Source organism: Cedecea sp. (genome assembly GCF_036500665.1).
Lineage (GTDB): Bacteria > Pseudomonadota > Gammaproteobacteria > Enterobacterales > Enterobacteriaceae > Cedecea.
The window spans coordinates 1-11912 of the sequence record NZ_DASYBS010000128.1 but is presented as its reverse complement, the minus strand read 5'-3'; the positions used below and the strand labels follow the sequence as shown (position 1 = coordinate 11912).

General features: G+C 55.2%; 11 protein-coding genes. 4 read left to right on the top strand and 7 right to left on the bottom strand.

What is annotated here, in order from left to right; all coding sequences use genetic code 11:
* Positions 1-279: 279 nt before the first annotated feature.
* From yohP to VGM55_RS20905, 3 genes are all read right to left on the bottom strand, one after another.
* On the bottom strand, positions 280-363 hold the full coding sequence (gene yohP / locus VGM55_RS20915; RefSeq protein ID WP_072011146.1) for a small membrane protein YohP: 84 nt from the start codon (positions 361-363) through the stop codon (positions 280-282).
* 115 nt (positions 364-478) lie between these two features.
* Positions 479-1216: a class I SAM-dependent methyltransferase gene (locus VGM55_RS20910; protein ID WP_331636546.1), complete on the bottom strand. Its 738-nt coding sequence runs from the start codon at positions 1214-1216 to the stop codon at positions 479-481.
* Positions 1217-1307: 91 nt separating this feature from the next.
* Positions 1308-1775: a nuclear transport factor 2 family protein gene (locus VGM55_RS20905; protein WP_331636545.1), complete on the bottom strand. Its 468-nt coding sequence runs from the start codon at positions 1773-1775 to the stop codon at positions 1308-1310.
* Positions 1776-1882: 107 nt separating this feature from the next.
* Between VGM55_RS20905 and VGM55_RS20900 the strand changes: the two genes are divergently transcribed.
* Positions 1883-2449 carry a TetR/AcrR family transcriptional regulator gene (locus VGM55_RS20900; RefSeq protein WP_331636543.1) on the top strand — a complete coding sequence of 189 codons (567 nt, stop codon included), beginning with the start codon at positions 1883-1885 and terminating at the stop codon, positions 2447-2449.
* Here VGM55_RS20900 and VGM55_RS20895 read toward each other — a convergent pair.
* On the bottom strand, positions 2446-3009 hold the full coding sequence (locus VGM55_RS20895) for a DedA family protein (protein WP_331636542.1): 564 nt from the start codon (positions 3007-3009) through the stop codon (positions 2446-2448). The genes VGM55_RS20900 and VGM55_RS20895 overlap by 4 nt on opposite strands.
* A gap of 503 nt (positions 3010-3512) precedes the next feature.
* Between VGM55_RS20895 and VGM55_RS20890 the strand changes: the two genes are divergently transcribed.
* Both VGM55_RS20890 and pbpG read left to right on the top strand, forming a co-directional pair.
* Positions 3513-4100: a Yip1 family protein gene (locus VGM55_RS20890; RefSeq protein WP_154185108.1), complete on the top strand. Its 588-nt coding sequence runs from the start codon at positions 3513-3515 to the stop codon at positions 4098-4100.
* Between the two features lie 161 nt (positions 4101-4261).
* Positions 4262-5203, top strand: coding sequence for a D-alanyl-D-alanine endopeptidase (gene pbpG / locus VGM55_RS20885; RefSeq protein ID WP_331636541.1), 942 nt, complete (start codon positions 4262-4264; stop codon positions 5201-5203).
* On the opposite strand, the gene VGM55_RS20880 is transcribed toward pbpG, so the two are convergent.
* Together VGM55_RS20880 and dld are read right to left on the bottom strand one after the other, a co-directional pair.
* Positions 5204-5758, bottom strand: a complete 555-nt coding sequence (locus tag VGM55_RS20880; protein ID WP_154185106.1) for a GNAT family N-acetyltransferase — start codon at positions 5756-5758, stop codon at positions 5204-5206.
* 114 nt (positions 5759-5872) lie between these two features.
* Positions 5873-7606: a D-lactate dehydrogenase gene (gene dld / locus VGM55_RS20875; protein ID WP_331636539.1), complete on the bottom strand. Its 1734-nt coding sequence runs from the start codon at positions 7604-7606 to the stop codon at positions 5873-5875.
* Between the two features lie 176 nt (positions 7607-7782).
* Between dld and bglX the strand changes: the two genes are divergently transcribed.
* A complete protein-coding gene (gene bglX, locus VGM55_RS20870; protein WP_331636538.1) occupies positions 7783-10080 on the top strand; it encodes a beta-glucosidase BglX in 2298 nt (765 codons plus the stop codon).
* Positions 10081-10132: 52 nt separating this feature from the next.
* On the opposite strand, the gene folC is transcribed toward bglX, so the two are convergent.
* The gene (gene folC, locus VGM55_RS20865) at positions 10133-11386 is read right to left on the bottom strand and encodes a bifunctional tetrahydrofolate synthase/dihydrofolate synthase (protein WP_331636537.1); all 1254 of its coding nucleotides are present in this window, start codon (positions 11384-11386) and stop codon (positions 10133-10135) included.
* Positions 11387-11912: the final 526 nt, after the last annotated feature.

Genomic DNA, 11912 nt, shown 5'->3' with positions numbered 1-11912 from the left:
CTGAGAGCGTCGGGAACGCATCTCAGCCGACCCAGGACTGGGAGATAAAACGGAGGTCTGCCGCTTTAGCGGTCGATTTATTTCGCCGGGAGTCCGGGGTCTCGGGGAAGTGACGGTGACTTCCCCGAGTCGTTCACCGGTGCGGGGGCTGCATATAAAACACGGCTGAAAGTGAACGGAACTTGAGCCGATCCTTCATAGGCTGTATTTGTGACTAAGGGGCAGATCGCTGAGAGAAGGGATGCAGCAACGGGCGCCACAAACGTGGCACCCGCATCTTTAAAAGATCATTTTGAACACGCCAGTTACCACCAGCAGCCCGATGATGAAAATGATCAGAATGGCCCATAAAATAATTTTCATTAGCGCTCCTTACCTTTTTGTTTGGTCATTTTGAGTATAGGCAAGGATACGAAGACGGGGGGGAGTTGCCTCCCCGTAGACGGAATAATGAAGAAAAAAATGCGGGTATTGCGGATTAACGCTGAGGTTTAACGGCGGCGAGCAGGAAGATCATGGGCCGTTCAGCCTCTTCCGCCAGCGCGGGGTTGAGGGCGATTTGTTCATCTTCAGGGCCCCATTCATCCAGCTTTTCAAGCACGAATCCGCTTTCAACCAGGGCATTTATCCAGGTGGCCAGCTTGCGGTGCTGCTTCTTCACGCCTTCAGCAAACCAGTTGCTGATGCGCACGCCTTCCTGCTGATAATGATTCACCGGCCAGCTGCGCTGCCCCGCCCGATCCTTAAGCCAGGCCTGCTCAAGCGGCGCGGTATAGATCGGATGTTCGGCGGTAAAGACCAGTTTGCCGCCCGGAACCAGTGCCTGTTCAAGCGTAGCGAACAGCGGGCAAATCTCCTCAAGGTAGTGCAGCGCCAGCGAGCTATAGGCCAGATCGAGACTATTGGCAGGAAGCTGCAGCGCGGAAAGGTCTTCGCACCGATACTCAATGCCTGCCCCTTCGGTCATTTCACGGGCTTTCGCAAGCATAAGGGTGGACACATCCAGCCCGACCGTTTTTGCCGCACCTGCATCACGCGCATAGCGGCAGAACCAGCCGTAGCCGCAGCCCAAATCCAGCACCTGCTTGCCCGCCAGCGGCGGCAACATAGCCTGAACTTTTGCCCACTCAGGCGCGCCATCCAGACCCTTTATTGAGCGGTCCAGCGTGGCATAACCGGCAAAAAAAGCCGGATCGTCATAGATATTTTGCGTCATAAATCCTCCGCAGAAGTGAGGCCATCATTGGCCAGCGGGAATTTTAGACGCAACGCAGCCGGAAAGAAAACCGGCTCCGGCGGCAAAACCGTTAAAAACCGAAATGGCTGAGTTCTGGGTGTTCGTCCGGGCGGCGGCCCAGCGGCCAGAAGAAAGCGCGTTCGCTCTCATTGATCGGCGTGTCGTTGATACACGCGTGGCGCTTAATCATCAGGCCCTGCTCGTCAAATTCCCAGTTCTCATTGCCAAAGCTGCGAAACCAGTTGCCGGAGTCGTCGTGCCATTCGTAGGCGAAGCGCACCGCGATACGGTTGCCATCGTGCGCCCAGATCTCTTTGATCAGCCGGTAGTCCAGCTCACGCTGCCACTTGCGCGTTAAAAAGCCCACCACCGCCTCGCGGCCATCCACAAATTCTGCGCGGTTGCGCCAGTGGGTATTCAGGGCGTAAACCTGCGAAACGCGTTCAGGATCGCGGCTGTTCCAGGCGTCTTCCGCCAGGCGAACTTTTTGCTTTGCCGTCTCAAGCGTAAACGGCGGAACCGGGGGTTTTACTGTCATGGGTCTGCTCCTGTAAGTATGTAGACAGATCGGTCTACTTTTCTACGCTATCCTGGGTAGACAGATTTGTCTACATGCGCCATGATAGATTTTTAACAGGAGAGAACATGCCTACTGCGACACCCGGCGCGCGCGACCGCATTTTGCAAACCGCGCACGATTTGTTTTACCGCGACGGCATTCGCGCCACCGGTATCGATCGGATCATCAGAGAAGCCAGCGTCACCAAAGTGACCTTCTACCGGCATTTTCCGGCAAAAGATGACCTGATCCGCGCCTTTCTGGATTATCGGCATCAGCGCTGGATGGCTTGGTTTAGCCAGACGCTTGAACAGCAAACTGGCGAAGGGAAAGGGCTGGCGGAAGCCTTAGCGGCCACTTTGCAAAACTGGTTTGAGGACGAGTCGTTTCGCGGCTGCGCGTTTATCAATTCGGCGGTAGAAATGGCAGAGGCACTGCCGGAAACGCTGCCGATAGCCCGCGCCCATAAGCAGGCGATGGTGCAGTGCCTGGCAGGCTATTTGCCCAATAACGTGAGCGGCAGACTGCGGGCGGAAATGCTGGCGCTGGTGATTGACGGGGCGATAGTGAAAGCCCAGCGCGACGGCGGCGGCGAAGAGGCACTACTTCTGCTGCAGGCGTGGCTTGCGTTGCTGCCCGCAGCAGCAGATTAATCGTCTTTTTGCCGGTGCTTGAACCACAGCCGGACGCCCACAACCAACACCACCGCCACGATAAGCCAAATCCAGTGACGCAGATGAGTATCCAGGCTGTGCAGCCACGGGCCGACCACTTCGCCGCCGAGGTAGCCGAGCGTCGTAAATAGCGTGGCCCAGAGGATGGCGCCGCAGATATTCAGCGGGATAAACAGCTTTGGCGGCAGCTTGCTGGCGCCGATGATAATCGGCCCGACGATGCGAAAGCCGTACATAAAGCGGCTGCCTATCACGAACAAATAAGGGTGGCGGTTGATCAGCGCCTGCGCTTTGGCAATTTTCTTGTGATGTTTTTTAAAGCGAGCCAGCAGGGCGCTGCCAAAATGCCTGCCTACCAGGAACAGGATCTGATCGCCAATCATGCCGCCCAGCGCGACAGACAAGACCACCAGTGGGAAGGTTAACAGCCCCTGATGCGCGGCCACGCCGCCCAGCAGGGTAATGGTTTCACCTTCCGCCATGCTGCCGATAATCAGCGCGGCATAGCCATACTGTTCAATTAAGCCATTGATATCCATTAAGCTGGACTCTCCTCCATGTATACCCGTCATACTTCAAGTTGCAGGTGCGTTGGCTGCATCCGGTTTATTCAGCTCATCCATGAGCTTCACCCTTTCAGGGCCGTTGCAAGCAACGTTCAAATCTGCTCCCGGCAGATTTGTCACCTCAGTCACATAGTTAGCTATGCTCCTGAGGATTAATGAGAGACATCCTGTCTCTCACCGTAGGCTCGCCTTTGGCGGTTAAAATTCGTTCCTGACGAATTTGTCTCGGCCTTGCCGCGTGATTCGGCCTTATGGCCTCACCCCTTCGGGGCCAGCGCAAGCGCTGTTCAAAACGCTCAAGCGTTTTGTCCCGCCACTCGAATTATTTAGGGTATGAAATTTTCCCTAAAGCATACAACTCATCGCCGTCAGGTTTGTACAGAATCGGAGATATTTTTCGTCTGGTTAAATAATAACCTGAAGGTGAATTATACTTGGAGTATCGCAAGCATTTGCGCCGCAGGTCCGGAGGTTGTATGAGCCATGTCTGGGGATTGTTTTCCCATCCTAATCGGGAAATGCAGGAAATTAAGCGCGAGAACGAGTCCGTCTCGCATCACTACACTCACCATGTGCTGTTGATGGCGGCCATTCCCGTCATCTGCGCGTTTATCGGCACCACGCAAATCGGCTGGAACTTCGGGGACGGCACCTACGTTCAGCTCTCTATGTTTACCGGCCTGTATCTGGGTATTCTTTTCTACGCCCTGATGCTGGGCGGCGTTGCGGTGATGGGGCGGGTTATCTGGTGGATGGCGCGTAACTATCCACAGCGTCCGTCGCTTGCCCGCTGTATGGTCTTTGCCGGCTATGTCGCTACGCCGCTATTCCTGAGCGGGATTGTTGCACTTTATCCGCTGGTCTGGCTGTGCGTGGCGGTCGGTGCCGTCGCGCTGGTTTACACCGGCTATCTGCTCTACGTCGGTGTGCCTGACTTCCTTGGCATCGACAAAGAAGAAGGGATGAGTTTTTCCAGTTCAACACTTGCGATTGGCGTGCTGGTGCTGGAAGTGCTGCTGGCCGTCGCGGTTATCCTCTGGGGTTATGGTTATCGCCTGTTCTGACGGGGCGAATTGACAGAAAGTTTTGATATAACGTTACGATTCTTAACTGGCAGTAAAGCGGGGCGCCGGAGTATGATTCCGGCGCCCCGCATGTTTATATAATTCAGGTGAATGTCTGCGGTGAGCCTATACTTTTCCGGAATCATTACAGAAGTGTCACCATGCCGACAAAAATCCGTTTATCGTTGTTCAGCCTTGCGCTGATGATGACTGTGCCTTTTGCCCCGCAGGCAGAAGCCAGTAAGGCCCTTACCCATGCGGCCAGCGCCGGCCAGGAGATTGCCTCCGGCAGCGCTATGATTGTCGATTTGCAAACCAACAAAATTCTCTATTCCAGCCATCCGGATCTGGTTCGTCCTATTGCCTCTATCACCAAGCTAATGACCGCGATGGTGGTGCTGGACGCCCATCTGCCGATGGATGAAATGCTTAAAGTGGACATCAGCCATACTCCTGAGATGAAGGGGATCTATTCTCGCGTTCGTCTTAATAGCGAGATCAGCCGTAAAAATATGATGCTGCTGGCGCTGATGTCCTCGGAGAACCGCGCGGCGGCGAGCCTGGCCCACCATTATCCTGGCGGCTACGATGCGTTTATCCGCGCGATGAACGCGAAGGCGAAGTCTCTGGGTATGATCCATACCCGCTACGTGGAGCCAACCGGCCTGTCGATTGAAAACGTCTCCACCGCCAGCGATTTGACCAAATTACTGATTGCAACTCAGAAGTACCCCCTGCTGGGCCAGCTCAGCACCACGCATGAAGATATGGCGACCTTCCGCAACCCGGCCTATACGCTGCCGTTCCGCAACACCAATCACCTGGTGTATCGTCAGAACTGGAACATTCAGCTAACGAAAACCGGTTTTACCAACAATGCAGGCCACTGCCTGGTGATGCGTACCGTGATTAGCGGTCGTCCGGTGGCGCTGGTGGTGCTGGATGCTTTCGGCAAATACACCCACTTCGCTGACGCTAACCGCCTGCGATCCTTCCTGGAAACCGGTAAAGTGACGCCCGTTCCGGCGGAAGCATTAAGCTATAAGCGCTCTAAAGCGGCGCAAATGGCGAACAACACCGTAGCCGGATCGGAAGAAGAGTAATTATTGTGGCAGCGTCTCGTCTCCGTCGTTGAGCGGGCGCTGCATCATTAACGTATCCCGCCAGTCGCCCATCTTAAACCCGACGCTACGCAGCCGTCCGACGGTTTCAAACCCGTGCTGGGTGTGTAATCTGCACGAGCCTGGATTGTTATCCCCATCGCCAATCACCGCGATCATCTGCCGCCATGGCCCCTTTTCACACCGCGTGATTAATTCGCTCAGCAGGGCTTTGCCGATGCCGCGCCCGGTCATGCTGGCGTCGATATACACCGAATCTTCGACCGTGTAGCGGTAGCCGGGGCGAGGGCGATAAACCGTGGCGTAGCAATAGCCGACAACACGATCGTTAATCACCGCGACCAGCCACGGCAGGCCGTGAGCGCGAACCGCCGCCAGGCGCCCGGTCATCTGCTGTTCGTCAGGTGGGGTCTCTTCAAACGATCCTTTGCCGTTCAGCACGTGCCAGGCATAAATCGTTTTAATGGCAGGAATATCGTCGGGCGTCGCTTCCCTGATCTGGACTAAAGGAAGGGGCATCGTTTCTACTGCGGACATCTTTCGCTCCTTAGGCAGAAAAAAGGGTGAAGATAGTCTTCACCCCGTTTCATTAATCTATGCTCAAAAAAGCGTGAAACATAGATTGCTCGTCATAGGAGAAACTTATTTCCGTCAGCCGTGTTCCTGAGCGCTGTCGTCTTCGGCCCAGCCTTTACGCCGGGTCGTTTTGCCAATCCCTGGGTTCATGCTGTTGGTTGGATCGTTGGCCTTGTAGAACTGCTTCAGCGTGTCCGGCGCTTTGTAGAGATGGCCAACGTTATGCTCTGCCGGGTACTGTGCGCCGCGTTCGTGCAGCAGCGCCAGCATCTGCTCTTTCAGCTCATGCACATCCACGCCTTTTTTGACGATATAATCCTGGTGGAAAACATGGCACATAAAGTGGCCGTAATAGAGGCGATGGATAAGCTTATCGCCGATTTCCGGCGGCAGCTCTTCGAACCAGTCGCTGTCGTTGCGGCGTAGCGCGATATCCAGCGCCAGAATATCTTCCACCTCATCAGCATGCACGGCGTGGTAGCGAATCGCGGCCCCGGCGGCGGCAAAGCGGTGCAGGAAGGCCTTGCTGCCTTCTTCCGGAGTACAGACGAAGAAGTCACCTTCGGCGGTTTTAAAATACTCGCTCAGCCAGGCTTTGGCCTCGTCGATGCCTTCACCTGCCATTTTCAGCAGCAGGTGGTGAGGATATTTATCGCGCCAGGTTTTCATCCGCTCCGGCAGGTGAGCCGGGAAAACGCCGCCGAGCTTCTGCATAAAGCGGTCGGTAAAGTGCGGCTTAAACAGCGACACCTTGTCGAGCACCGCGTCGGTGCGCCCCTTCATGGTGAAGAAAAACGGCATTTTGTCGGTGCCGAGCTTGTCGATCATCAGGAACGTATCTTTGCCGTATTTCTCCGCGATGTCGTAAATATCGCGGTGCATGTACTCCCCGGCGACCGGCAGGTTTTCGAAGTTTGCCAGAATATGGCGACGAATTTCGCTCAGTACATCAGGCTGGTTTGTGCCGATGTAAAACACCTGCTGGCGCTTTTCCGCCGGGAAGGTGTCGAGGCGTACCGCGAAGACCGCCAGTTTGCCCGCGCAGCCGGAAGATTCAAACAGGCGATCCGGGTCGGCGTTGTAGCGCGCAGGCGTGTCGGCCTCAACGTCGCGCACGCGAGTCACGTAATCGTGGTCGTGAGCGTGGCGGCCATCGTGCTGTACGTCGCTGTCTTTCACGCGTTCGTCGTCCAGCGTGCTGAGAATTTGCTCCGGCGTGGTGCCCAGGTTAATGCCCAGATGGTTCACCAGCTGTAGCCTGCCGCTTTCATCAATGCGGGCAAAAAGCGACATCTCGGTATAGGCCGGGCCGCGCTGCACCAGCGAACCGCCGGAGTTATTACAAATACCGCCGACAACCGACGCGCCAATACAGGAGGAGCCGATCACCGAATGCGGTTCGCGGCCCAGCGGTTTAAGCGCTTTTTCCAGCGAGTAAAGCGTGGTGCCGGGCCAGGCCAGCACCTGCTCGCCTTTATCCAGCAGGTGCAGCTTGTCGAGACGTAGCGTACTGATAATAATAATATCGCGATCGTAGTCGCTGCCGCTTGGCGTCGAGCCTTCGGTCAGGCCGGTATTGGCGGCCTGCATAATAATGATTTTATCGGCGGCGACGCAGGCGTTTAATACGCGCCACAGTTCCAACAGGGAGCCGGGGAACACTACCGCCAGCGCTTCCCCCTGGCCAGAACGAAAGCCCTTACGGTAGCGAGCGGTTTTGGCCGGATCGGTTAAAACATGGTGCGAGCCAACGTGGCGAGAGAGTTCGTTTATCAGCGTTTTATTATCGGACGTTATCAGAACAGACATGTATCCACTCCTTGTGGTGGCATCAAAAAGCCTGCCGTTAAGCATAGCGCCGAAAAACGTGAGCGTAACGAGGAAATCTCCGCGAAATCAGATGCCAGGCTTTGCTACGCTCTTCTTACCGTGGTGGCGATGTGGCAAACTGCACGCCTTAACAAAAGCTTGTGAGAGTGAATCCGATGAAATGGCTCTGTTCTGTAGGGATTGCAGTAAGCCTGGCGCTACAGCCTGCGCTTGCTGATGAGATGTTTGGCCCGCACCCTTTAACGCCGGAAGCGCGTGATGCCTTCGTCACCGACCTGCTGAAAAAAATGACCACCGATGAAAAAATCGGTCAGCTGCGTTTAATCAGCGTCGGCCCGGATAACCCGAAAGAAGCCATTCGCGAGATGATCAAAGACAGTCAGGTTGGGGCCATCTTTAACACCGTGACTCGCCAGGACATCCGCGCTATGCAGGACCAGGTGATGCAGCTCAGCCGCCTGAAGATTCCTCTCTTCTTCGCCTACGACGTGGTTCACGGCCAACGCACCGTGTTCCCGATAAGCCTTGGCCTGGCCTCCTCTTTTAACCTTGATGCGGTGAAAACCGTGGGGCGTATTTCTGCCTATGAAGCGGCGGATGACGGCCTGAACATGACCTGGGCACCGATGGTCGACGTCTCGCGCGATCCGCGCTGGGGGCGGGTATCCGAAGGTTTTGGCGAAGACACTTACCTGACCTCGATTATGGGGCGCACCATGGTTGAAGCGATGCAGGGCAAAAGCCCGGCGGACCGCTACTCGGTGATGACCAGCGTGAAGCACTTCGCGGCCTATGGCGCGGTGGAGGGCGGAAAAGAGTACAACACCGTCGACATGAGCCCGCAGCGCCTGTTTAACGACTACATGCCGCCATATAAAGCCGCGCTGGACGCGGGCAGCGGCGGCGTAATGGTTGCGCTTAACTCCCTGAACGGCACGCCGGCTTCCGCGGACAGCTGGTTATTGAAAGATTTGCTGCGCGACGAATGGAAATTCAAAGGCATCACCATCTCCGATCACGGCGCGATTAAAGAGCTGATTAAACACGGTGTTGCCAGCGACCCGAAAGACGCGGTGCGCATTGCGCTTAACTCCGGTATTAACATGAGTATGAGCGATGAGTACTACAGCAAGTTCCTGCCGGAGCTGGTGAAAAGCGGCGCGGTACCGATGAAAGAGCTGGATGACGCCACCCGCCACGTGCTGAACGTGAAATACGATATGGGGCTGTTTAACGATCCGTACAGCCATCTGGGCCCGAAAGATTCTGACCCGGAAGACACCAACGCCGAAAGCCGCCTGCACCGCAAAGAAGCGCGTGAAGTCGCACGCGAAAGCATGGTATTGCTGAAAAACCGCCTGCAAACGCTGCCGCTGAAAAAGACCTCCACCATTGCGGTGATTGGCCCGCTGGCGGACAGCAAGCGTGACGCCATGGGCAGCTGGTCTGCCGCTGGCGTTGCCGCGCAGTCCGTGACGCCGCTGGAAGGCATCAAAAATGCCGTAGGCCAGCAGGGCAAAGTGGTGTTTGCCAAAGGCGCGAACGTTACCGATGAAAAAGACATTGTCGCGTTCCTGAACCAGTATGAACCTGCGGTCACCATTGACCCGCGCACGCCGAAAGCGATGATTGACGAAGCGGTGAATACGGCGAAAAACGCCGATGTAGTGGTGGCCGTTGTCGGTGAAGCTCAGGGTATGGCGCATGAGGCTTCCAGCCGCACCGACCTGACGCTGCCGCAGAGCCAGCGCGACCTGATTACTGCCCTGAAGGCCACCGGTAAACCGCTGGTACTGGTATTGATGAACGGCCGTCCTCTGGCGCTGGTGAAAGAAGACCAGCAGGCGGATGCGATGCTGGAAGCCTGGTACGGCGGCACCGAAGGCGGGAACGCCATTGCTGACGTGTTGTTTGGCGACTACAATCCGTCCGGCAAGCTGCCAATGTCCTTCCCGCGCTCGGTTGGGCAAATTCCGACGTACTACAGCCACCTGAATACCGGTCGCCCGTACAACCCGGAAAAACCCAATAAATACACTTCACGCTACTTTGATGAAGCGAACGGGCCGCTGTATCCGTTTGGCTACGGGCTGAGCTACACCACTTTCAAAGTGGGTGACGTGAAGCTTTCCGCGCCGGCCATGAAGCGCGACGGTAAAGTCGAAGCGTCCGTCACGGTTACCAATAGCGGCGACCGTGAAGGGGAAACCGTGGTGCAGATGTACCTGCAGGACGTGACAGCCTCCATGAGCCGCCCGGTGAAAGAGCTGAAAGGCTTTAAGAAAGTGGCGCTGAAAGCGGGTGAAAGCCAGACCGTCAGCTTCCCAATCGACATCAACGCTCTGAAGTTCTGGAACGCGAAGATGAAGTACGACGCGGAGCCAGGCAAGTTCAACGTGTTTATCGGCCTGGATTCTGCCCGCGTGCAGCAGGGTGAATTTGAGCTGAAATAAGCGGGTTATCTTTAAGTTAAGCCACCTCTCGGGGTGGCTTTTTTACGACAGTTTAATTCAGTTCGTTTAGCATGGGTGCAACAGAATAAAAAGACCCGCAAACGACAATCACATCGTCCGCACTGGCATCACGTTTGGCTGCTGCCCAGCCGGATAAAATATCCGGGAAGTTTTTTGTCTCAGGTAAATACCGCGCAATATCTTCCGCTTGAGAGCTTCTTGGGCCCGCCTGAATGCCACAGCAATACCACTCATCGGAAAGATCTTTTAAATAATCGACGGTGCCTTTAATGTCTTTATTAATAAGCATGCCGATAACAAAGCGATACTTTCCTTTTTTGGGGTAGTTACGCAGCCTTTCCGCTAAATATGCCGCAGCGTGGGGATTATGCGCCACATCTAAAATCACGGTGGGTTTGTGGTCAATTACCTGAAAGCGACCGGGTAAATTGGCTTTATGAATAACATCATGCAGTGCAGCCAGCTCAAATTTAAGCCCGCTGATACGCAGCGCGGCTATTGCAGTAGCCACGTTATCGCGTGGCATTTTCGGCTGCCTTAACGGGGTGATTTCGCCGAGCTTGTCGCTAAACGTCCATTCATCGCCACCCTCTGTGATATGCCAGTCCACGCCATTTTGATGGGGGATAGCGCCAATCTGTTGCGCATAGCGGAGCAAGGATTCCGGGGCCTGCTGTTGCCCAATCACCGCCGGATGTCCGCTGCGGAAGATACCTGCTTTGATCTCGCCGATGGCCTCGGTGCCTTTGCCCAGCCAGTCTTCGTGGTCCAGCGCCACGTTGGTGATGACTGAGACATCCGGGGTAAGAATGTTGGTCGCATCGTCCCGGCCCCCCATGCCAACCTCAATAATCGCCACGTCTGCCTGAGCCCATTTAATCAGGCAGAAAGCGCCCAGCGTATTGAACTCGAAAGGCGTTAGCGTAGTGGCCTGGCGTGCTTTCTCAATTTCAACAAAAGCAGCAATGTGGGCCGCATCCGACAGCTCCTGGCCTTGAATGCGCACCGTCTCTTTATAATGAATCATGTGGGGTGAACTGAATACGCCCACTTTGTACCCTGACTGCATCAGGACTTTCTCGAGGGTGTGGCAGGTGGTGCCTTTCCCGTTGGTTCCGCCAACCAGAAAGACAAAAGGGGCCGGTTTTAACACACCAAGCTTCGCGGCAACTTCTTTTATTCGCTCTAATCCCATATCAATCACCTGCGAATGAAGGCTGTCGATATAAGCCAGCCAGCGGGATAAGTCAGAGGTGAGATCGGGTATGTCTGTACGGTTGCTCATTAAGTATTCCTTGGTTAAACATCGTCACTTTCTGGGGCGGAGGCTGCGGTGGGGTCATATTATCCAGATAGTAAAAAAATAAGACTCTGCAGTTGTAAGAAATAAATAATGAGTTTTTAACGCAATCTTGAATATTTATCTTGTGACTTATTCACTGGCAATATTTGAGGCCGTGGTGGACGACAGGATTTCGATTGAGATTAAAATCCGAGCAAGGGTTAGGCAGGCTGGCTAGTGGAATATCAACTGTGGCAGGGGAGCTTGCCGGGAAGTATTTTTGCCATGAAAATCGCCATTTATGCAGAGTCAGCTAAGATTCCGTTCACCTCAAGTACAGCTTCATATGCAGCCACCGAACCGGTGAACGACTCGGGGAAGTCACCGTTACTTCCCCGAGACCCCGGACTCCCGGCCAAATAAATCGCCGCAAGCGGTAAACCTCCGTTTTATCTCCCAGTCCTGGGTCGGCTGAGATGCGTTCCCGACGCTCTCAGCCTCCGGCCGTTCCCGACGCTCTCAGCCTCCG

Excerpts from the sequence above, each read along its gene's own strand:
- VGM55_RS20905 (WP_331636545.1), bottom strand. The coding sequence starts at position 1,775 with ATGACAGTAAAACCCCCGGTTCCGCCGTTTACGCTTGAGACGGCAAAG.
- pbpG (WP_331636541.1), top strand. The coding sequence starts at position 4,262 with ATGCCGACAAAAATCCGTTTATCGTTGTTCAGCCTTGCGCTGATGATG.
- VGM55_RS20900 (WP_331636543.1), top strand. The coding sequence starts at position 1,883 with ATGCCTACTGCGACACCCGGCGCGCGCGACCGCATTTTGCAAACCGCG.
- yohP (WP_072011146.1), bottom strand. The coding sequence starts at position 363 with ATGAAAATTATTTTATGGGCCATTCTGATCATTTTCATCATCGGGCTG.
- VGM55_RS20880 (WP_154185106.1), bottom strand. The coding sequence starts at position 5,758 with ATGTCCGCAGTAGAAACGATGCCCCTTCCTTTAGTCCAGATCAGGGAA.
- bglX (WP_331636538.1), top strand. The coding sequence starts at position 7,783 with ATGAAATGGCTCTGTTCTGTAGGGATTGCAGTAAGCCTGGCGCTACAG.
- VGM55_RS20890 (WP_154185108.1), top strand. The coding sequence starts at position 3,513 with ATGAGCCATGTCTGGGGATTGTTTTCCCATCCTAATCGGGAAATGCAG.
- dld (WP_331636539.1), bottom strand. The coding sequence starts at position 7,606 with ATGTCTGTTCTGATAACGTCCGATAATAAAACGCTGATAAACGAACTC.
- VGM55_RS20910 (WP_331636546.1), bottom strand. The coding sequence starts at position 1,216 with ATGACGCAAAATATCTATGACGATCCGGCTTTTTTTGCCGGTTATGCC.
- folC (WP_331636537.1), bottom strand. The coding sequence starts at position 11,386 with ATGAGCAACCGTACAGACATACCCGATCTCACCTCTGACTTATCCCGC.
- VGM55_RS20895 (WP_331636542.1), bottom strand. The coding sequence starts at position 3,009 with ATGGATATCAATGGCTTAATTGAACAGTATGGCTATGCCGCGCTGATT.